Origin of the sequence: Pontitalea aquivivens (assembly GCF_046507575.1) — a bacterium.
GTDB classification, from domain to species: domain Bacteria; phylum Pseudomonadota; class Alphaproteobacteria; order Rhodobacterales; family Rhodobacteraceae; genus Pontitalea; species Pontitalea aquivivens.
This window is the reverse complement of the sequence record NZ_JBKFEY010000004.1, coordinates 162,138-182,911: the sequence shown is the minus strand read 5'-3', so window position 1 is coordinate 182,911 and position 20,774 is coordinate 162,138. Positions and strand designations below refer to the sequence as shown.

Here is a 20,774-nt window from a genome sequence, read left to right as displayed (position 1 = left end):
CCAATGATCATCAGCCCCACCCCGATCATCTACGGCCTGATCTTCGTTGCGGTTCTTCTGCTGGTGGAAGGGATCTACCTGCTGGTCTTCGGCAAGTCGATCTCGCTCAACAACAAGGTCAACCGCCGCCTGGCGCTGCTGGACAAGGGTGGCCGGCGCGAAGAGGTGCTGGAACAGCTTCGCAAGGAAGCCACCCAGCACATGAACGCCAGGGGCATCCCGCTTTATTCCCTGCTGGCCGAAAAGGCGCGCAAGGGCAACATCGCCTTTTCCCCCGCCGCGCTGATCGGGGTGATGGCGCTTTTGTCGGCGGTGGCCTTTGTCGGGCTGACGCTGGCCAGCCAGGCGGGGCTTGCCGTGCGCATCGCGCTGTCGGTCGGCATGGGGGTGGGCGCGGTCTATTTCTGGGTCAGCGGCAAGGCATCCAAGCGGATCAAGCTGGCCGAGGAACAATTGCCCGAAGCCGTCGAACTGATGGTGCGCAGCCTGCGCGTGGGCCATCCGTTTTCCTCGGCGATCCAGATCGTGGCAAAAGAGGTGGCCGACCCGCTTGGGTCGGAATTCGGCATCATCGCCGACGAGGCCGCCTATGGCCGCAACGTGGCCGATAGCCTGCGCGACATGGCCGAACGGATGGACATGCAGGATTTGCGCTTCCTGGCGGTGGCCGTGTCGATCCAGCAAACATCGGGCGGCAACCTGGCCGAGATCCTGGATGGCCTGTCCAAGGTGATCCGCGCGCGTTTCCGGCTGTTCCGCCGGGTCAGCGCGATCACCGCAGAACCACGCTGGTCGGGGATCTTCCTGTCCGCCTTCCCGATCGTGGTGCTGGTGATCATCCAGATCGTGGCGCCGGACTATTATGACGCGGTCAAGGATACGCCCGCCTTCATCCCGACCGCGATCGTCGTTTTCGCGCTGCTGGGGGCGAACATGCTGTTCATGAAGATCATGACGACGATCAAGGTCTGAGGAGGCGGGAAATGGATATTGTCCAATCGCTCAACGCGACGCTGACGAATGCGCTGGGGCCGATGGGCCCGCTGATCGCGCTGGGGGGCGTGGGTCTGCTGATGGTGCTGGCCACCCTGCCCGCGCTGCTGAAGAAACGCGCCGACCCCTTTGACCGGCTGCGCGAAGGGCGCAAGGGGCCGGGCGGGGCATCGCCCCTTCGCGGGCGCGACAAGGCGGGCAAGACCACAAAGGCAAGCCTGCGCCTTGGCGGCGGGTCGGACAAGCTGGACAAATATGCCAACTTCCTGGAACCCAAGACCGAGCAGGAGATGTCGGCCGCCCGCATGCGGATGACCCGCGCCGGCTATCGCAGCGCCAGCGCCGTGCGGACCTTTCACGCCATTCAGTTCGGGCTTGGGCTTGGGATGCTGACGCTGGGCGGGGTCTATGCCTTCGTGATGAACGCCAATGGCGCGTTCAGTTCAACCGAGGCGATCCTGTGGGTGCTGATCCCGGGTCTTGCCGGCTATTACGGCCCGCAGCGCTGGGTCGATCAGCGCATCGCCGCGCGCACCGCCGAAATCCAGAACGGTTTTCCCGACGCGCTGGACATGCTGCTGGTCTGCGTCGAGGCGGGGCAGTCGCTGGATCAGGGGATCTTGCGGGTGGCCAGGGAACTGCGCACATCCTACCCCGTGATGGCCGAGGAATTCGAAACCGTCAGCCAGGAAATCAAGGCCGGCAAGGACAAGGCGCAGGTGCTGCGCGCCTTCGGCGAACGGTCGGGCGTGCCGGATGTGGCCTCTTTCGTGACCGTGATGATCCAGTCGCAGACCTTCGGCACCTCAATCGCCGAGGCGCTGCGCCTGTATGCCGCCGACATGCGCGACAAGCGGATCATGCGCGCCGAAGAGGCCGCCAACAAGATCCCTACCAAGATGACGCTGGGCACGATGATGTTCACGGTGCCACCGCTTCTGATCATCCTTGTCGGCCCCTCGGTGCATGATATGATGGAAAACTTCAAATCCATGAGCTTCTAGACCTTCATGCCCCCTCTGCGCACCGGCCGCGCCCTGGCCGCCCTGTTCGTGCTTCTGGCCGCCTGTTCCCCGGGCGGCCTTGCGCCGCAAGATGGCAGCCCCTATGCCCCCGGCACCGCCGCGGGGGGCGAGGCGGTGGATGGGCTGACCGTCGGCCACCGGCTGATGGCCGCGGGCGAATATGAACTGGCGCTGAAGGCCTATTACCGCGCCGCCGCCAGGCAGGGGGCAGATGTCGATGTGCTGTCCGCCGTGGGATCGGCCAACCTGCATCTGGGCCGGCTGGGCCAGGCCGAACAGCTGCTGCGCCGCGCCATCGAACAGGATCGCAGCTTCGTACCCGCCTGGAACAACCTTGGCGTCGTGCTGATGGAAAAGGGCGAGGTGGCCGAGGCCGCGAAGGTCTTTGAAACCGCCTATGCGCTGGATAGTGGCCATTCGGACGCGATCCGGGAAAACCTGCGCCTCGCGCTCGCCAACCGGGGCGATCCGGGCTACGGTGTTCCCGAGGAACGGAACTTCACGCTGGTGCGGCGGGGGGCGGGTGAATACCTTCTTCTGACCAAACGCTGAACCCGATCCTGAGGCAACGAGCAAAAGGACGCAGAAACATGCGCCACCCTGTTTTCTTCATGCTGCTTGCGGGCGGCGCGCTTGCGCTGGCAGGCTGTCAGAAAACCGATGCCGATGTCGCCCACGCGATGAAAAGCGTGAACGCGATCGATGAAACGAACCTGTCCGACATCATGCTGACGGTGGGCGACCCGAATGAGGCGGTGGCCTATTTCAAGCGCAGCGCGGATGAAAACCCCGACCGGATAGATCTGCGGCGGGGCCTGGCGAAATCGCTGGTGCGCGCCGGCCGCCCCGACGAGGCCGCGCGCGTCTGGGCCGAGGTCATCGCGTTGCCCGGCAGCGACAACGAAGATCGCGTGCAACTGGCCGATGCCCAGATCCGCGGCAACGACTGGAAGGGCGCCGAAGCGACGCTGAACCAGATCCCACCCACACACGAAACCTATCAGCGATACCGCCTTGAGGCGATGGTGGCCGATGCCAACAAGAACTGGGCCAAAGCCGATTCCTTCTATGAAACCGCAGCGGGGCTGACGACAAGACCGGGCGGCGTGCTGAACAACTGGGGCTTTTCCAAGCTGACGCGCGGCGATGCGAAGGGCGCTGAAAGGCTGTTCTCCGAAGCGTTGACACATGACCCGCGGGTCTTCACGACCAAGAACAACCTGGTGCTGGCCCGCGCGGCACAGCGCAAATACGACATGCCGGTGATCGACATGTCCCAGACCGAACGCGCGCAGCTGCTTTACACGGCGGCGCTGTCGGCGATCAAGCAGGGCGATGTGGCAATCGGCAAAGGGTTGCTGCAAGAGGCGGTCGATACCCATCCGCAGCATTTCGAGGAAGCCGCCCGCGCGCTGGCCGCGCTGGATGCCAATGTGGCCAAGGGCTAGGCCGCGATGCTTGGCCTGCCCCCCGCCACATCGGCGCTGATCTTTCTGATCCTGATCACCCCGATTTGCGCCTGGGTGATCTGGACCGACCTGAAGTTCATGAAGATCCGCAACAAGGCGGTGCTGGCACTGCTGGCGGTCTTTGTCCTGGCCGGTCCCTTCCTGCTGCCGCCCGGGGTCTGGACCTGGCGCCTGGCGCATGTGCCGGTGGTGCTGGCCGTCGGCGTCTTTCTGAACATGATCGCGCATTTCGGCATGGGGGATGCGAAATTCGCCGCCGCCGCCGCGCCCTTCTTCCCGCTTGAGGCCCTGTCGGCGGCCTTCCTGTTGCTGGCGGCCTTCCTGCTGGGCGCTTTCGCCGCCCACCGCCTGTTCCGCGCGATCCCGGCCGCACGCGCCGCCGCCCCCGATTGGGTCAGCTGGCAGCGCGCCGATTTCCCGCTGGGCCTGGCGCTGGTGGGAACACTGTGGACCTGGGTCGCCCTGGGCCTGCAGGCCTGATCCCCATCCCGCCCGGGGCTTTCCCTCATTTTGCCATATTGGCGGGGCAACCTGCGGCGGGGCTGGCATCAGACAGCCGAAACGGCCGGAAAGAGGGACCGCAGGCAATGAATATGATGGCAACGAACGTATTGGCGCCGGTGCCACCCAAATCCCTGCAGGACGTCGGCCTGACGGTGGTGATGATGCGCGACATCCTCCTCAAGACGATGTTCCGCACCAACATGGACACGGCCACCGGACTGTCGCGCCTGATCGCGCTGCCACTGACCCTGACGCAGGAACTGATCGACATGTGCCGCGCCCAGCGCCTGGTCGAGGCCACCGGCACCCTGCACGCCAATTCCGGCGGCGAGATGGGCTATCAGCTGGCCGATGCGGGCAAGGCCCGCGCGCTCGATGCGCTGTCGCAATCGGAATATTACGGCGCCATGCCGGTGCCGCTGGCGCAATATCGCGAACAGACGACGCGCCAGTCGATCCGCAATATCCAGCTTACACGCGATCAGCTGACCACGGCCATGGGCCACCTGATCCTGCCGCCGACGCTGCTGGACCAACTTGGCCCCGCCGTGTCCTCGGGCCGGTCGATTCTGATGTATGGCCCGCCCGGCAACGGCAAATCCTCGATCTCGAACGGCATCCGCGACGCGCTGGGGGATCGCATCTACATCCCCCGCGCCGTTGAATACGCAGGCCAGGTGATTACCGTCTACGACCCGATCGTGCATTCCGCTGCGACGGAATCGGTGGATGACCCCAACAGCCTGCGCAAATCCGGCAACCGCTTCGACAACCGCTATGTGCTGTGCGAACGCCCCACCGTGATCACCGGGGGCGAATTGTCGCTCGACATGCTCGACCTGACCTACAACCCCACCGCACGCACCTATACCGCGCCCTTGCAGATGAAATCCTCGGGCGGGGTCTTCATCGTAGACGACCTTGGCCGACAGGCAGAACCGCCGCAAAAACTCGTCAACCGCTGGATCGTGCCGCTGGAGGAAAGCCGCGACATCCTGGCCCTGCAGTCGGGCGAAAAATTCGAGGTGCCCTTTGACACGCTGGTGATTTTTTCCACCAACTTCCACCCAAACCAGATCTTCGACAAGGCGGCGCTGCGCCGGATCTTCTTCAAGATCAAGATCGACGGCCCCAGCCAGCAGGATTTCCTGAAGATCTTCGCGCTGGTGGCGAAGAAGAAAAAAATGCCGCTGAACGAAGCGGCGCTGGTCTATCTGCTGAAGACCAAATACCCCACGATCGACAACGTCTATGCGAATTACCAGCCGGTGTTCCTGATCGACCAGATGATCGCGATCTGCGAATTCGAAGGCATCCCTTATCAGATGAGCCCCGAACTGATCGACCGCGCCTGGGCCAACATGTTCGTACGCGAAGAAGCGATCCAACACTGACCGGCGCACCCGGCCGCAGCGCCGGAATCCGAGTATTTTTTCCAAGAAGAAGCGGCAATCTCTTCCCCCGGCCCTGGCTTCTTCTTGGCCCAAATACTCCCGCCGGAGGCTTCCGCAGGCAGTGTCCGGTCCTTGTGGCAGGCAAGCGCGGGACCGTCTTGGTGCCATGCGGCACGGCCCCGCCGCGGCGCGGGCCGCGCATGCGACACTGGTGATCCCGCCGCCCCGCCCGGCACAGAACGCGCAGCACGGATGACAGGCGCTTTGCCTGTTGCCAGCCCCCCCGCGCCGGGCCAGACTGTCGGCCCGGAGGACCCGTAATGACAGACATGCCCCTTGCTGCGCGCATCAACGACAGCTTTGCCCGGCAGGGCCTGATGCAGACCTTTGGCGCGCGGATCACCGCGCTGGAACCCGGTCTGTGTGAGATCACGGCGCCGATCCTGCCGGCGGCCTGTCAGCAACATGGCGCGGGCCATGCCGGTCTGACCTTTGCCCTGGGCGATACCGCCGCGGGCTATGCCGCCCTGAGCCTGATGCCCGAAGGGCGCGAAGTCATGACCGCCGAGATCAAGATCAACCTGCTGGCCCCGGCGGTCGGCACGCAACTGGTCGCGTCGGGCCGGGTCGTCAAGGCGGGCAAACGGCTGAGCGTGGTCACCGCCGAGGTTGCGGCCGAGGCCACCGATGGCAGCCGCAAGCTGATCGCGGTCCTGCAGGGGACGATGGTGCCGGTAGACCCCGCCTGATCCGGTCAGGCCGTCAGGCCTTCGGGTTCCGGCAGGCCATGTGCGCGGCAACAGGCGGTGACGGTATTGGCCAGCAGGCAGGCGATGGTCATCGGCCCGACGCCCCCCGGCACCGGCGTGATCGCGCCTGCCACCTGCACGGCAGAGGCGAAATGCACATCGCCTGCCAGACGGGTTTTGCCGTCGCGTTCGATCCGGTTGATGCCGACGTCGATCACCGTGGCGCCGGGCCTGACCCAATCGCCGGGGATCATCTCGGGGCGGCCGACGGCAGCGACAAGAATATCGGCGCGCCGGCACACCCCGGGCAGATCGCGGGTGCGGCTGTGGGCGATGGTCACGGTGCAGCTTTCGCCCAGCAGCAGTTGCGCCATGGGCTTGCCCACGATGTTGGACCGGCCCACGACAACCGCGTTCAGCCCGGTCAGGTCGCCCAGGTGATCGCGCAGCAGCATCAGGCAGCCCAGCGGTGTGCAGGGCACCATCGCCTTTTGCCCCGTGCCCAGAAGCCCCACGTTCGAAATGTGGAACCCGTCCACATCCTTGGCCGGGTCGATCGCATTGATCACCAGATCGGCGTTCAGATGCGCGGGCAAGGGCAGCTGAACCAGAATACCATGCACCGCAGGGTCGGCATTCAGCCGGGTGATCAGCGCCAGAAGCGTCTCTTCGGTGGTGTCGGCGGGCAGCTTGTGTTCAAAGCTGTTCATCCCCGCGGCGCGGGTCTGGATGCCCTTGTTCTTGACATAGACCGCCGAGGCCGGATCTTCGCCCACCAGCACCACGGCCAGCCCCGGGATCAGGCCATGTTCGCTGTGCAGGCGCGCGGCATGGGCGGCGACCTTTTCACGCACCCGCGCGGCGAAGGCCTTGCCATCAATGATCGTGGCGGTCATGCCCCCTCTCCTTTTCCCAGAACCTGTTCTTCGCGGGTGATCGCCCATTCGATGATCTGACGCCAAAGCGCCTCGGCCTGGGCGGGGTCCAGCCCTTCGCGTTGGGCCACGGCGCGCACATGGGCCACGACCTCTTCCACCCGGGCGTCGATGCGCGCCGGAAGGCCCGCGCCCTGTTTGATCTGCGCCGCGCGTTCGATCAGCCGCGCGCGCGTGGCCAGCAGCGCCACAAGCCGGGCATCCAGCGCATCGATTTCCGTGCGCAGTTCTGCCATGCTGGCGATGGTTTCCGGTGTCTTCATCCGTGCCCCCAAGCCTTGCACAATCCGTGCATGCCCTATCGCAGGGATCGCGCCAAGGCTCAAGCCCGGAAGGCCTAGAACAGGCCCATCACCGCGCCATCGGGGCCAAGGCCGATCGTTTCGGCGGCGGGGCTGCGCGGCAGGCCCGGCATTGTCATGATCTCGCCGCAGATCACCACGATGAAGCCCGCGCCGGCCGACAGGCGTACCTCGCGGATCGGCAGGGTGTGGCCGGTGGGTGCGCCGCGCAGCTGCGGATCGGTGGAAAAGCTGTATTGCGTCTTGGCCATGCAGATCGGAAAATCGCCATAGCCCGCCGTTTCCCAGGCGCGCAGCTGATCGCGGATCGCCTTGTCGGCGATGACCTCGCCGGCGTGGTAGATGCGCCGCGCGATCGTGTCGATCTTGTCGAACAGGCCCATGCCGTCGGGGTAAAGCGGGGCGAAGGCCCCGGCCCCGCTTTCGGCCAGCGCCACGACCTTGCGCGCCAGTTCCTCGGCCCCGGCGCCGCCTTCGGCCCAATGACGGCAAACGATCGCCTCGGCGCCCTGCCCCGCCACATAGTCCCTGACCGCGGCGATCTCGGCCTCGGTATCGGTGGCGAAATGGTTGATCGCGACCACGACCGGCACGCCAAAGCCCTTGGTATTGGCGATATGGCGGCCAAGATTGGGACAGCCCTTCTGTACCGCCCCGACGTTCTCGGTGCCCAGATCGGCCTTGGCCACGCCGCCGTTCATCTTCATCGCGCGCACGGTGGCCACGATCACCGCTGCCGCAGGTGTCAACCCCGCCTTGCGGCATTTGATGTCAAAGAACTTCTCGGCCCCCAGATCGGCACCAAAGCCCGCCTCGGTCACGACGTAATCGGCCAGCTTCAGCGCCGTGGTCGTAGCCATCACCGAATTGCAGCCATGCGCGATATTGGCAAAGGGCCCGCCATGGACGAAGGCCGGGGTATGTTCCAGCGTCTGCACCAGATTGGGCTGCATCGCCTCTTTCAGCAGCACCGTCATCGCGCCATCGGCCTTCAGATCGGCACAGGTGATCGGGGTCTTGTCGCGCCGATAGGCCACGACGATGCGGCCCAGCCGGTCCTGCAGGTCGGCCAGGTCGCGCGCCAGGCACAGGATCGCCATCACCTCGGAGGCGACGGTGATGTCAAACCCGGTCTGGCGGGCAAAGCCGTTCGACACGCCGCCCAACCCCACGACGATGTCGCGCAGCGCGCGGTCGTTCATGTCCATCACCCGGCGCCAGGTGATCCGGCGTTCGTCAATCTCCAGCGCGTTGCCCCAGTAGATGTGGTTGTCAATCATCGCCGACAACAGATTGTGCGCCGCCGTGATGGCGTGGAAATCGCCGGTAAAATGCAGGTTCATTTCTTCCATCGGCACGATCTGGGCAAAGCCGCCCCCCGCGGCCCCCCCCTTCATGCCGAAATTCGGGCCAAGGCTGGCTTCGCGGATACAGATCGCGCTGCGCTTGCCGATCCGCGACAGCGCATCGCCCAGACCCACGGTGGTGGTGGTCTTGCCTTCGCCCGCGGGCGTGGGGTTGATGGCGGTCACCAGGATCAGCCTGCCATCCGCCCGGCCCTTCAGCCCGTCGATGAAGGCGCGATCGACCTTGGCCTTGTCGCGGCCATAGGGGATCAGCGCGTCTTCGGGAATGCCCAGGCTCGCGCCGATCTCGGCGATAGGGCGTTTGTGGGCGGCGCGGGCGATTTCGATATCGGATTGCATCCTGTCCTCCGTCAGTTGGAGCCAGCCTAATCGCGCGCGGGGGCAAGGCGAACCGAAATGCGACACAACAGGGCGGAAATCGCCCTGCCCGCCGGACGGCGCAGGGCCGCCCGCGTCAGCCGCCGACGCGCAGGGTCAGGAACATCCGCCGATAGGGAAAGATCACGCTGCCATCGGCTTCGGCCGGATAGGCCGCGCCAAGCGCCATTTCATAGCGGTGCAGAAAGGCCGCCGCCTCATCCCGGGCCAGAAGATCCAGAAAGGGGCGCATCGTGGTGGGTTCGGTGAACAGCCGCACCGGGTGCCCCGTTTCGGCAGCGGGCAGGCGCTGAAGGTAATCGGTTTCCCAGACATCCGCCGCCCCCAGCGGCGCCAGCATCCGCAGATAGTCGATCGGGGCGGCAACCGGGGGCTGCCAGCCGGTGAAATCGAACCGATCGGGGAACATTTCCGCCGCGAATTCCCGCAGGAACCGGTGCGAGGGCGCATTGTGCTGGCGCGACATCTGCAGCGCCAACACCCCGCCCGGCGCCAGACGGCCCGCAAGATCGGGGATCAGCCGGTCATGATCGGGCAACCATTGCAGCAGGCCATTGGCAAAGATCAGCGCAGGGGGCTTGCCCGGGCGCCAATCCACCGCATCGGCCAGATCGCAGCGGTGGTAGGCGCCGGTCGCCGCGGCCTCGGCCAGCATGGCCGGCGCGGCATCGACGCCGATGATCTTGCGATCGGGGAAGCGGTCCGCGATCGCCGGGCCCGCCGCGCCATTGGCGCAGCCCAGATCGACGATCTTGCCGCCGGGCAGGTCATCGGGCACCCGCGCCAGCAGATCCCGCGCAGGCCGCAGCCGCAGCGATGCATAGCGACCGTAAAGGGCGGGGTCCCACCCCCCGCCCTGCGCGACCGTGCCCCTGGGGGCGGACAGGCGCGTCACCGGATCAGGCCGACGGTTCGGGGGCGGCGTCACCGCCCTTGGGCGCCGCGGGCTTGGTCTTGGGGATCGCCGTCACCGAAGGCAGGCTGCCCGAGGGCGGCACTTCGGCGTCATCATCGCCACCCAGCGGCGTTCCCGCGATCACCTTCCTGATCTCATCCCCGGTCAGCGTTTCGTATTCCAGCAAACCCTTGGCCAGACGTTCGAACTGTTCGGACTGTTCCAGAAGGATCTGGCGGGCCTGCTGATAGCCTTCCTCGATCAGGTCCTTCACCTCTTGCTCGATCAGTTCCTTGGTATGGGCTGAAACCGAGAAGCCGCCGGCATTGCCGGAATACCCCTCATGCGCCTCGGCATAGTCGATATTGCCGACCTTGTCGGACATGCCCCAGCGCATGACCATGGCGCGGGCCAGGGCGCTGGCCTGCTGGATGTCGCCGGCCGGGCCGTTGGACACACCTTCCTCACCATATTTGATGATCTCGGCGGCCTTGCCCGCCATGGTCATGGTGATTCGCTGCCTGGCTTCATCCTTGTGCATGTTCAGCCGGTCCATTTCGGGCAGGCTGACAACCATGCCCAGCGCGCCGCCGCGCGGGATGATTGTGGCCTTGTAGACCGGGTCGCATTTGGGCAGCGCCAGGCCGACAATGGCGTGGCCGGCCTCATGATAGGCGGTCTTTTCCTTCTGCTCGGGCGTCAACACCATGGACCGGCGTTCAACCCCCAGCATCACCTTGTCCTTGGCGTTTTCGAAATCGGCCATGCTGACCTGACGGCGATCGACGCGGGCCGCCATCAGGGCAGCCTCATTCACCAGGTTCATCAGGTCGGCACCGGAAAACCCCGGTGTGCCGCGCGCGATCAGGCGCAGGTCGACATCGGGCGCCAGCGGCACCTTGCGGGCATGCACCGACAGGATCTTTTCGCGGCCCTTGATGTCGGGGTTGGGCACATGGATCTGGCGGTCAAAGCGGCCGGGACGCAGCAATGCCGGGTCCAGCACGTCACGGCGGTTGGTGGCGGCGATGATGATGATGCCCTCATTCGCCTCAAAGCCATCCATTTCGACCAGCAGCTGGTTCAGCGTCTGTTCGCGTTCGTCATTGCCGCCGCCGATGCCCACGCCGCGCGCACGGCCCACGGCGTCGATTTCGTCGATGAAGACGATACAGGGGGCGTTCTTCTTGGCCTGTTCGAACATGTCGCGCACGCGGCTGGCGCCCACGCCCACGAACATTTCCACGAAATCCGAGCCCGAGATGGTAAAGAACGGTACGCCCGCCTCGCCCGCAATGGCGCGCGCCAGCAGGGTCTTACCCGTGCCGGGCGGGCCGACCAGCAGCGCCCCTTTCGGGATCTTGCCGCCCAGACGGCTGAATTTCTGCGGGTTGCGCAGGAATTCGACGATTTCTTCCAGTTCTTCCTTGGCCTCGTCGATACCGGCCACGTCGTCAAAGGTCACACGGCCTTGCTTTTCGGTCAGCAGCTTGGCCTTGGACTTGCCAAAGCCCATCGCGCCGCCCTTGCCGCCGCCCTGCATGCGGTTCATGAAGAAAATCCAGATGCCGATCAGCACCAGGAACGGCAGCCACACCCCCAGCAGCGACATGAAGCCCGACTGTTCCTGCCGGACCACCGAAACCTCGACCCCGCGTTCGATCAGCTTTTCCGCGATTGGGTCGGATGCGGGCTTGATCGTGGTGAAGGTGCTGCCATCGGCCACCTGGAAGGTCACCGTCTCGCCATCCAGGCGGACGTTCCGAACCTCACCCTTTTCGACCCGGTCCATGAAGGCCGAATAGCTGGTCGAGCGCGCATTGACCGAGCTTTGCCCGTCACCAAACAGGTTGAAAAGCGCCAGGATGAGCAGGAAAAGCACTGCCCAGAAGGCAAGATTGCGCGCGTTACCCAAGGGGAAACCTCCAATAGTTCGCCGGCGCCGGATGCAGGTCCGCGCCTTTGGTTCTGAAAATAGGGATTAGTTGGGCAGGTTCAACGTCTGAATAGCGATCGGCGGAAACTGCCGCGCGCGATCTGCGCTTTCCAGCCGTTTTCCACGCCCGCAAGCGGCGCCGCCACAAGCTGCGCCCCCGCCCAGATGGCCGGGCTGGCCAGCAGCGTGGCGCGTGGCAGGCCCGTCGCGCGCCAGTCGGGGCAGTGGCGCAGCCCCTCCAGCCCAAGCGCGGCAATGGTCAGGCCCGACCGGACGGGGCCGCCCAGTTGCCAGCGGTCCCAGATCTGGCCTGCGGGCACGCGAAGGCCCGCCACGGCGCGAAATTCGCGGGTGATGCGGATCTGGCCGGGGCCGGCCAGCACACGGCAACCGTGCAGGGTGCGGTCGCGCAGATCCGCCAGAAGCCCCGAAACCTTGGCTGCGCGGGGGGCATAGTCGGCGCCCGACACCCAGATCAGCGCGGCATTGATCAGGCGGCGGCGCATTTCGGGGTGGACATCGGGGGCAAAGGCGGCGGCCTCGATCACCACATCGCCCGCCGCTTCGGTGACATGGGCCGTGACCAGCCGGTCAAGATCTGCGCAAAGCGCGGCCTCGGCCTGGGCCAGATGGCCGACGACGGTCGTGATCGTGCCCGTCCCGATCCCCAGGGGCGCCAATGCAGCAAGGACGCGGCGCGCCTTCACGCGGTCAAAGCGCAGGTTGTCGTTCGACGGGTCGTCAACCCACGGCACATCCCGCGCCGAAAGCCAGGCACGCAGATCGGCGCGGGTCACGGCCAGAAGCGGGCGGTGCCAGGTGACACCCCCGGCCTCAAAGCGGGGGCGCATGCCGGACAACCCTTCGAGCCCCGCGGCGCGCGACAGGCGCATCAGAAAGGTTTCCGCCTGATCGTCGGCGGTATGGCCCAGCGCGACATGCGCGATGCCCTGCGCGCGCGCCCAGTCACCGATCAGCGACAGCCGCGCACGGCGCGCCTGGTCCATCAGGTTGCCCCGCGCCGCCGCCCCTTGCCAGTGCAGCGTGGCCTGCCCCACCCCCAACCGCGCGCAGGCCCGGGCAACAAAGTCGGCCTCGGCCTTCGCCTCGGGTCGCAGGCCATGATCGACGGTAACGGCCTGAAGCTGAAACCGCCCCGTCGCGTGCAACAGATGCAAAAGCGCCATCGAATCGCCGCCGCCGGAAACGGCAACCCCGACACGCACGGGCATGTCGGGGGAAAAGGCCATTCGTGCCAGGTCTTCCAGCACCCTGGGCGCGGTCACTGACAGCCCAGACCCTGCATGGCGGATGCCGCCTGCCCCGCCGCCGGCGCGCCCGGAAAACGGATGCCCACCTCGGCCAGGGTGGCGCAGGCCTCCAGCTGTTGGCCCAGATCACCCAGCGAACGGCCCAGCATCAGCAGGCTGTCGGCGGCGCGCAGGCCCTGCGGCTCGGCCGAAAACGACTCAAGCCAGGCGCGGGCCGCGCCGGGCAGGTCGCCCGCCTGCTGCAACGCCTCGCCGCGCAGGAACATCGCCTCGGCGGTCAGGGGGCCGCCCGGATAGGTTTGGGCAAAGGTCGCAAAGAGGTCAGCGGCGCCGCGAAAGTCACCTTGACCGAGCACCTCCCTGGCCCGGTCGAAATCCGCCTGTTCGTTCATGGCCATCGACGGCGCGGCGGTGGGCGCGGTGGCATTGGGGGCCGGGGCGGTGACCGCCGCGGCCGTGACCGGCGCGCCGCCCAGCGTGGGCGTCTGGCCGATGGTGGAAATGTCGCAGCCCGGTTCCAGCTCGCACAGGCGGAATTCCAGATCGCCCAAGCGGTTGGTGCCGTCGCTGACGACGCGATTGATGCGGTTTTCCAGTGCTTCGGCGCGCGCGGTCAGACGCGACAGGGCCGCCTCCAGCGTGTTCATCCGATCCAGCGCCGACGCCCCGCCCGCGGCCTGCAGCCCCTGCGCACCCGAGGCCACCAGCTCGGATCGCAGGCCCTGCAGGTCGGCCGACAGCTGCGACAACTCGGCCCGGATATCGGCAAGGGTGCCCGCATCCTGCCCGAAGGCAGGCGCGGCCAATCCCAGGGCCAGCGAAAGAACAACCGCCCGCATCATCGCGCCACCGCCCTTCAGCTGCCCGCGCCGATCGAGATCACGGTAACCGCGCGGCGGTTCTGCGAATAGCACTGCTCGGTCGAGCAGACAGCCAGCGGGCGTTCCTTGCCATAGGAAACAGTACGCAGGCGGTTCGGGGCAACGCCTTGCGAAATCAGGTATTCCTGTACCGAATTGGCGCGGCGGGCGCCCAGCGCAAGGTTGTATTCACGCGTGCCCTGTTCGTCGGCATGGCCTTCGATGATAGCGGAATATTGCGGCCGGCCGGCCAGCCACTGCGCCTGGCCGCGCAGGGTATTCTGCGCATCGGGGCCAAGCGTCGACTGATCGACCGCGAACAGCACCTTGTCGCCGATGGTCTGGGCGAAATAGGCCGGCGAATTCGGATCAGAGGCCAGACCCATCTGGTCCACCCCCCCCGCGCCGCCGCCAAAGGCACCGCCCGGATCGACGACACCACCGCCCGCGCCATAGCGGTCGGGGTTGTTACAGGCCGCAAGCGCAAGCGCGGACAGAAGAAGAAGTGCCTTGGGTGCGAAAGTCATGGTGTACCGCCTTTTTTTCACTGGCTCGATGCCGTTCATCCTAACAGGTTCGCCGCAGCTTGGGAATCACCCGCCTCATGGCAGAAGCGGCGACCAGGCCGGGTCCGAGGCCGCGCCCGAAAGCGGTACCGCCTTCAGGTTGCGCCCCGAAATATCCACCGAGAAAAGCTGCGCCCCGCCCGCCGCGCCGGGGCTTTCGCGGGTGAACATGATCACGCGGCCATTGGGCGACCAGGTCGGCCCTTCATCCAGGAAGGACGAGGTCAGCAACCGTTCCTCCGACCCGTCGGTGCGCATCACGCCGATGTGAAAGCGCCCGGCATGTTGCTTGGTAAACGCGATCAGGTCACCGCGCGGCGACCAGACCGGCGTGCCATATCGCCCCTCACCAAAGGAAATCCGTACCGCCTCGCCGCCGCCGGCGGGCATGATGTACAGTTGCTGGCTGCCCGAACGGTCGGATTCGAACACGATCCGGCTGCCATCGGGGGAATAGGACGGCGCCGTTTCGATCGCGGGCGTATTGGTCAGCCGTTGCGGCGCGCCACCGTTCACGCCCATGCGCCAGATGTCGGTATTGCCACCCTGTTCCAGCGAATAGACGATGCTGCCGCCATCGGGCGAAAACCGCGGGGCAAAGGTCATCGTGCCGGGCACCTCGGGCAGAAGCTGGCCTGCGACATTGGCGACGTTCAGCATCTTGATGCGGGGGAAGCCGGTTTCAAAGGTCGTGTAAAGGATGCGGTCCCCGGTGGGCGAAAACCGCGGGGCCAGAACGATGGTGCTGGAATCCGTCAGATACTGCACATTCGCGCCATCATAATCCATCACCGCAAGACGCTTCTGACGGTTGTCCTTGGGCCCGCTTTCGGACACAAACACCACCCGGCTGTCGAAATAGCCCGTTTCCCCGGTGATCCGGCTATAGGCGATATCGGCGACCTTGTGTGCCAGACGCCGCCAGCTGGCCGGCGAGGCCGCAAGCTGCTGCCCCTCGCCCAGTTCCTGGCCCGAGAACACATCGAACAGCCGGAACTTGACCACCACGCGCCCACCCGAAACCGACACCGCCCCGGTCAGCAGCGCCTGGGCATTGATCGCCTGCCAATCGGGGTAGGACACCGGCGCGTCAAAGGATGAAATGCGCTGGATATGCGCGCTTTGCGGAATTTCCCGAAACAGCCCCGTTCCCGACAGGTCGGTGGCGATGACGCGGGTGATATCGGCGGCCAATTGCCCGGCATCACCGCTTTCGGGCACGAAACCGGGCAGCGCGAAAGGCAAGGGCTCGATCACACCATCGGTGATCTCGATGCGCAGCGGCCCTTGCTGGGCATGCAGCGGGACGGGGGTCAGCGCAAGGGCGGCCAGGGCGGCCAGGGCGAAGCGGATCATTCGGTGCATCCCTGAAATGCGGGTGAAACTGTTGTAACGGGTTTTCGCGGCGGCTGGGATCACAACTGCCTCAGCGGGCGCGCGGTTCCCCGGCGGGGCGGCGGCGGGGTCATTTCATCCTCATCTTTTCAGGATTGAAGACGATCTCGATTTCGCGCCAGTGGTCGTATTTTTCCGGTGGCAGCGGAAAGCCATCCGACCCACAGCGCACGATGGCGCGGCGCCCGGCCTCAAAGGCCTGGTTGGCCGCGGCCTCGGACCCGCCTTCATGGCTGATCCGGCGGATGGACCCCACATCGGGACGGCCATCGGGCATCATCGTGACGCCCAGCGTGACAACGGTGCGCAGCGCCTCGGTCGACAGCGCGCCAACGTTCCAGCAGGCCTTCACATCGACGATCAGCGCATCCTTTTCCCCCGAGGTCAGCGGCGGGCCCGAGGCCGCACGGCCAGCGCCGCCCGTGCCGGTGCCGGTGTCCGAGGCCAGCGCCTCGGCCAGCGCATCGGCGACAGCATCCGACTGGCTTGGCATCGCGGCAGGCGGGGTCGGGCGCGAAGCGGTTTCGACCTGCGGCGCGGGCCGGGCGGGGGCGGGCTGGGCCGGGCGCGCCCGGGGCCGTGCCGAGGTCAGCGGGGCCGAAGATTGCGGCCTGTCGTCGGTTTCCGTGGCCTCGGTCACGATCTCGGTCGTGGCCTCGGGCGGGGCGGCTTCGGGTTCCGGCGCCTCGACGGTTTCCTCGGGCGCGGCGGCCTCATCGGGGCGGGTTTCGGCCTGCGCCATATCGGAAACCTGCGCATCCGGCGGGGGCGCCTCGGCGGGCGTCGGGGCCACGCGCGGGGCCGGGCGCGGCCGGGGGCGCGGGCTGATTTCCATCAGCACGGTGGCCGAAGGTTCCTCGACCGGGGGCATCGGCTGCATCGGTGGCGCCTCGGTCACCTGGGCCTGGGCGGGCGGAGTCGTCAGATCGCTCATGTCCGGGGCGGTTTCCGGTTCCGGCTCGGTCATCGGCGCGGGCGGGGCCTCGGCGGCCACCCCGGGGTCAGGCTGCGGCGCGGGGGCCGCGTCCTGTGCAACCGACGGCGCCTGCGGCTGGCTCACCGCCAGATCCGATGGACGCGGCGCCGCCGCCATCATCGCGGCAAATTCCGCCTCGGACATCACCGAAACTTCGGTCATGACCACCGGATCGGCGGGACGCGCACGAAACAGATCGCCGCCAAAGGCCACCCAGGCGATCAGCCCCAGATGAACCGCCGCCGAAACCCCGGTGCCAATCCTGTCCGCCCGATCCATGGGCATGATGACCTCAATTCCCTGCCGGGGCGGTCTGCCCGCCGGTCAGCGTGGGCCCGCCCGCATCCGTCACCAGAACGATATTGGTGAACCCCCCCGCATTCAGCGCACCCATCACCTGCACCACGCGGGCATATTCGATCCCGCCATCCGCGCGCAGGAACACCTTGTCGCTTTCGCGTTCCTGCGACACGGCGCGCAGCCGGTCGACCAGCTCGCCATCGGCCACCGGCGTGTTCATCAACGACACGGTGCCATCCAGCTGCAACGAGATCGTCAGCGGCTCTTCCTGTTCGGTGGGCACGGTCCGCGCGGCAGTCTTGGGCAGTTCCAGCGGCACGCCCACCGTCATCAGCGGCGCTGCCACCATGAAGATGATCAGCAACACCAACATCACGTCGACAAAGGGCGTGACGTTGATCTCGCTCATCGCGGCATGCTTGCCACGCGCGCCCCGGCGGCGGCGCCCGCCCCCGCCCGACTTTTTCATCACCCCCGCACCCATGGCTCAGGCGTCCAGCTGGCGCGACAGGATCGTGGCGAATTCGTCGGCAAAGGCCTCATACCCCGAGGCGATGCGGTCGGCATCGGCCGACAGCTTGTTGTAAAAGATCACCGCCGGGATCGCCGCCAGCAGGCCCAGACCCGTGGCCAGAAGCGCCTCGGAAATCCCGGGCGCCACGACGGCAAGCGAGGTGTTTTGCGAAATCGCGATTTCCTCGAAGGCAACCTTGATCCCCCAGACCGTGCCGAACAGCCCCACGAAGGGCGCGGTCGACCCGACGGTCGCCAGGAACGGCAGGCCTGCGTTCAGATACTCGGTCTCCTTGGCGATCGCCACATCCATCGACCGGTCAATGCGCGCCTGCGCCCCGGTGATCAGCGCGCCATCGCTGCGGTGACTGCGGCGCCATTCCAGCATCCCGGCGGCAAAGATCTTCTGGCTGGCCCCGTCCGGTGCCGGACCGATCTGGTCAAACAACTCATCCAGCGGCTCACCCGACCAGAAGGCGCGATCAAAGGTCGCGGCTTCGGCGCGGGCGGCGCGGAAGGTGATGAACTTGCGGATGATGATCGACCAGGACCAGAAACTGGCCACGATCAGCATGATCATCACGACTTGAACGATAAAGGATGCGCGCGCGAACAGCGCCACAAGGGAGAAGTCAATCTCCTGCGCCATCGCAAGGGCTTCGGTTTCCATCTGTCACTGCTCGCCGGTTGGGGCCACATTCTCGCGGCTCTGATTAACAGTGATTCTATACAAGGTTCAGGGGGAGCGCCATAACAACTGCGTCATTTGGCCCGATGCCCCGCGCCTGGCGCAAGGCGGGCGCGATCTTGTGCCGGATATCGGCAGGAAGCCGCGCAGGCGCACCGCCGTCGCCAAGGCACACAAGGGTCACGGCCGCGGCAAACAGCCGCTCGCCCGCGCGCCGCACCTCTTGTTCCAGAACGATGCGCGCGCCCGAGGCGGACACAGGCACGGTGGTGACGCAAAGCTCATCATCGAAACGCGCAGGGCGCAGGTAATCGGCCTCGACCCGGCGCACGGCAAAGACGATGCCATGATCGCGCTTCATCGCCGCCTGATCCACGCCCAGCGCGCGAATCCATTCCGACCGGCCCCGCTCGATGAACTTCAGATAATTGGCGTAATAAACAATGCCCGCCAGGTCGGTGTCCTCGTAATAGACACGAACGGGAAAAGCATGGGTCATTGCACGCCCCCCGCCGCCCCGGTCCGGGCCGCAAGCCGCAGCGCATGGGCGGGGTCGCGCGCCACCGCAGGCAGCACCGGGTCATAGCCCGCCCGGATCACCGCGGCGATCCCGGGGCGCAACACCGTCACCCCGCGCGCCAGCGCCAGGGGCGAGGCCTCGGCAAAGGCGCGGTCCGACCACAGCAGGATCATCTGCACCGCCTGGCTCAGCGCCAGGGTCTCGGCGGGCACCTCATCCAGCGCCTCATCCATCCGCACAAAGGCGAAACAGGCCCGGATCGCGCCTTCCTGGTCAAAACGGAACACGCGATACTGGTTCGCGCCCCCGTCATCCAGCCGCACCACCAGATCGTGCAACCCCTCGATCAGCTGGTCCAGATTGGGCACATCCAGCAATTCATGCCAGTCACGGAAAAAAAAGATCATCAGGTTCGCGCCCAGTTCGGGGTCGGTTTCGGCCATCTTGTGGCCCGCCAGCGCCACCACCGCCTCAACCGCACCCTTCACGACCGAAAGCGTCGTGGCATTGACCCCAAAGACCACCGGAACGATCGGCCGCCCCCAGCGTGCGAACAGATATTCGCCCGTGCCGCGGGTAAACAGCGCCTCGACCTCTGCTGCCTGCATCCTGGTTCCCCTTCTTCTTGGCCCAAATACTCCCGCCGGAGGCGTCCGCGCTATCCATCCCCGAACAGGTCTGGCTGCGGCTTCCCCGATGACGCCCCGGATGACGCACCGGACACCGCACCTGCCGCCACCGGCGCCGCAAGGCCCAGATGCCGCCAGGCGCGGGCACCCAGCATCCGCCCGCGCGGGGTGCGGCTGATCAGGCCCTGCTGCAGCAGATAAGGCTCGATCACCTCTTCGATCGCGTCGCGGCTTTCCGACAGCGCGGCGGAAATCGTCTCGACCCCAACCGGGCCCCCGCCATAATGTTCCGCGATCAGCATCAGATAGCGCCGATCGGCCCCGTCCAGCCCCAGCTTGTCCACACCCAGACGGGTCAACGAGCCATCGGCAATCTCGCACGTCAGCCGCCCGTCCCCCTCAACCAGCGCGAAATCAACGACCCGGCGCAACAGCCGGCCTGCGATCCGCGGCGTGCCGCGCGCGCGCCGCGCAATTTCGCGCGTGCCGGCCGGTTCGGCCGGAATGCCCAGAAGCCGCGCGCCACGCGCCACGATCAGGTCCAGCTCATCCTCGGTATAGAATTGCAGCCGGGTGGGAATGCCAAAGCGGTCGCGCAGCGGCGTCGTCAGAAGCCCCAGCCGCGTTGTGGCCCCCACCAGCGTGAAGGGCTGCAATTCGATCCGGACGGTGCGCGCGGCGGGACCTTCGCCGATCACCAGATCAAGCTCAAAATCCTCCATCGCGGGATAAAGCACCTCTTCCACAGCCGGATTCAGGCGGTGGATCTCGTCGATGAACAGGACATCGCGCGCCTCAAGGTTGGTCAGGATCGCGGCCAGATCGCCCGCCTTGGCCAGCACCGGCCCCGAGGTCATCTTGAAGTTCACCCCCAGTTCGCGCGCCATGATCTGCGCCAGCGTGGTCTTGCCCAGACCCGGGGGGCCATGGAACAGGGTATGATCCATCGCCTGCCCGCGCATCCTGGCGCTTTCGATGAAAACGCGCAGATTGGCGCGGGCTTCGGCCTGGCCCACGAAGTCTTCAAGCGCCTGCGGGCGGAGCGCGCGGTCCGCGTCATCGGGCAGCCGGTCGGGGCGAAGGGTGGGGTCGGGTTCGGTCATGATGCG

Annotated in this window: 22 protein-coding genes; 7 read left to right on the top strand and 15 right to left on the bottom strand. The window is 66.3% G+C overall.

The features are described from left to right. Positions 1–3: 3 nt before the first annotated feature. The 7 genes from ACK8OU_RS08475 to ACK8OU_RS08445 all read left to right on the top strand — a co-directional run bounded on the left by ACK8OU_RS08475 (position 4) and on the right by ACK8OU_RS08445 (position 6,134). Positions 4–972 carry a type II secretion system F family protein gene (locus ACK8OU_RS08475; protein WP_410302940.1) on the top strand — a complete coding sequence of 323 codons (969 nt, stop codon included), beginning with the start codon at positions 4–6 and terminating at the stop codon, positions 970–972. Between the two features lie 11 nt (positions 973–983). After that, on the top strand, positions 984–1,997 hold the full coding sequence (locus ACK8OU_RS08470) for a type II secretion system F family protein (RefSeq protein WP_410302939.1): 1,014 nt from the start codon (positions 984–986) through the stop codon (positions 1,995–1,997). A gap of 6 nt (positions 1,998–2,003) precedes the next feature. Further along, a complete protein-coding gene (locus ACK8OU_RS08465; protein WP_410302938.1) occupies positions 2,004–2,570 on the top strand; it encodes a tetratricopeptide repeat protein in 567 nt (188 codons plus the stop codon). Positions 2,571–2,608: 38 nt separating this feature from the next. After that, entirely contained in the window at positions 2,609–3,466 is an 858-nt protein-coding gene (locus ACK8OU_RS08460) for a tetratricopeptide repeat protein (RefSeq protein ID WP_410302937.1), read from the top strand. A 6-nt stretch (positions 3,467–3,472) separates the two neighbouring features. Continuing rightward, entirely contained in the window at positions 3,473–3,967 is a 495-nt protein-coding gene (locus tag ACK8OU_RS08455) for a prepilin peptidase (RefSeq protein WP_410302936.1), read from the top strand. Positions 3,968–4,074: 107 nt separating this feature from the next. After that, complete coding sequence (locus tag ACK8OU_RS08450) at positions 4,075–5,385, top strand: P-loop NTPase family protein (RefSeq protein WP_410302935.1); 1,311 nt, start codon at positions 4,075–4,077, stop codon at positions 5,383–5,385. A 320-nt stretch (positions 5,386–5,705) separates the two neighbouring features. Continuing rightward, complete coding sequence (locus ACK8OU_RS08445; protein ID WP_410302934.1) at positions 5,706–6,134, top strand: PaaI family thioesterase; 429 nt, start codon at positions 5,706–5,708, stop codon at positions 6,132–6,134. Between the two features lie 5 nt (positions 6,135–6,139). Here the strand turns inward: ACK8OU_RS08445 and folD are convergent, their stop codons facing one another. From folD to ruvB, 15 genes are all read right to left on the bottom strand, one after another. Next, positions 6,140–7,030: a bifunctional methylenetetrahydrofolate dehydrogenase/methenyltetrahydrofolate cyclohydrolase FolD gene (folD, locus tag ACK8OU_RS08440; RefSeq protein ID WP_410302933.1), complete on the bottom strand. Its 891-nt coding sequence runs from the start codon at positions 7,028–7,030 to the stop codon at positions 6,140–6,142. After that, positions 7,027–7,332 (bottom strand): chorismate mutase, encoded by a 306-nt coding sequence (locus ACK8OU_RS08435; RefSeq protein WP_410302932.1) that lies wholly within the window; start codon positions 7,330–7,332, stop codon positions 7,027–7,029. Before ACK8OU_RS08435 ends, folD begins: the two co-directional genes overlap by 4 nt. 74 nt (positions 7,333–7,406) lie before the next feature. Next, positions 7,407–9,077 (bottom strand): formate--tetrahydrofolate ligase, encoded by a 1,671-nt coding sequence (locus ACK8OU_RS08430; protein WP_410302931.1) that lies wholly within the window; start codon positions 9,075–9,077, stop codon positions 7,407–7,409. 115 nt (positions 9,078–9,192) lie between these two features. Continuing rightward, a complete protein-coding gene (locus ACK8OU_RS08425; protein ID WP_410302930.1) occupies positions 9,193–10,011 on the bottom strand; it encodes a methyltransferase domain-containing protein in 819 nt (272 codons plus the stop codon). A gap of 4 nt (positions 10,012–10,015) precedes the next feature. Continuing rightward, a complete protein-coding gene (ftsH, locus tag ACK8OU_RS08420) occupies positions 10,016–11,926 on the bottom strand; it encodes an ATP-dependent zinc metalloprotease FtsH (RefSeq protein ID WP_410302929.1) in 1,911 nt (636 codons plus the stop codon). 80 nt (positions 11,927–12,006) lie between these two features. Then, a complete protein-coding gene (tilS, locus tag ACK8OU_RS08415) occupies positions 12,007–13,233 on the bottom strand; it encodes a tRNA lysidine(34) synthetase TilS (RefSeq protein ID WP_410302928.1) in 1,227 nt (408 codons plus the stop codon). Beyond that, positions 13,230–14,057, bottom strand: coding sequence for a tol-pal system protein YbgF (gene ybgF / locus ACK8OU_RS08410; protein ID WP_410302927.1), 828 nt, complete (start codon positions 14,055–14,057; stop codon positions 13,230–13,232). The genes tilS and ybgF overlap by 4 nt, the downstream gene beginning before the upstream one ends. A gap of 17 nt (positions 14,058–14,074) precedes the next feature. Continuing rightward, a complete protein-coding gene (gene pal / locus ACK8OU_RS08405; protein ID WP_410302926.1) occupies positions 14,075–14,605 on the bottom strand; it encodes a peptidoglycan-associated lipoprotein Pal in 531 nt (176 codons plus the stop codon). A 75-nt stretch (positions 14,606–14,680) separates the two neighbouring features. Then, on the bottom strand, positions 14,681–16,000 hold the full coding sequence (gene tolB, locus ACK8OU_RS08400; RefSeq protein ID WP_410302925.1) for a Tol-Pal system beta propeller repeat protein TolB: 1,320 nt from the start codon (positions 15,998–16,000) through the stop codon (positions 14,681–14,683). 109 nt (positions 16,001–16,109) lie between these two features. Then, positions 16,110–17,300, bottom strand: a complete 1,191-nt coding sequence (locus ACK8OU_RS08395; RefSeq protein ID WP_410302924.1) for a hypothetical protein — start codon at positions 17,298–17,300, stop codon at positions 16,110–16,112. A 7-nt stretch (positions 17,301–17,307) separates the two neighbouring features. Continuing rightward, a complete protein-coding gene (locus tag ACK8OU_RS08390) occupies positions 17,308–17,799 on the bottom strand; it encodes an ExbD/TolR family protein (protein WP_410302923.1) in 492 nt (163 codons plus the stop codon). A gap of 3 nt (positions 17,800–17,802) precedes the next feature. Beyond that, positions 17,803–18,498, bottom strand: coding sequence for a protein TolQ (tolQ, locus tag ACK8OU_RS08385; RefSeq protein ID WP_410302922.1), 696 nt, complete (start codon positions 18,496–18,498; stop codon positions 17,803–17,805). Positions 18,499–18,553: 55 nt separating this feature from the next. Further along, a complete protein-coding gene (ybgC, locus tag ACK8OU_RS08380; protein WP_410302921.1) occupies positions 18,554–19,015 on the bottom strand; it encodes a tol-pal system-associated acyl-CoA thioesterase in 462 nt (153 codons plus the stop codon). Then, complete coding sequence (locus ACK8OU_RS08375) at positions 19,012–19,644, bottom strand: hypothetical protein (RefSeq protein ID WP_410302920.1); 633 nt, start codon at positions 19,642–19,644, stop codon at positions 19,012–19,014. Before ACK8OU_RS08375 ends, ybgC begins: the two co-directional genes overlap by 4 nt. Before the next feature lie 50 nt (positions 19,645–19,694). Then, positions 19,695–20,768: a Holliday junction branch migration DNA helicase RuvB gene (gene ruvB / locus ACK8OU_RS08370; RefSeq protein ID WP_410302919.1), complete on the bottom strand. Its 1,074-nt coding sequence runs from the start codon at positions 20,766–20,768 to the stop codon at positions 19,695–19,697. Between the last annotated feature and the right edge of the window lie 6 nt (positions 20,769–20,774).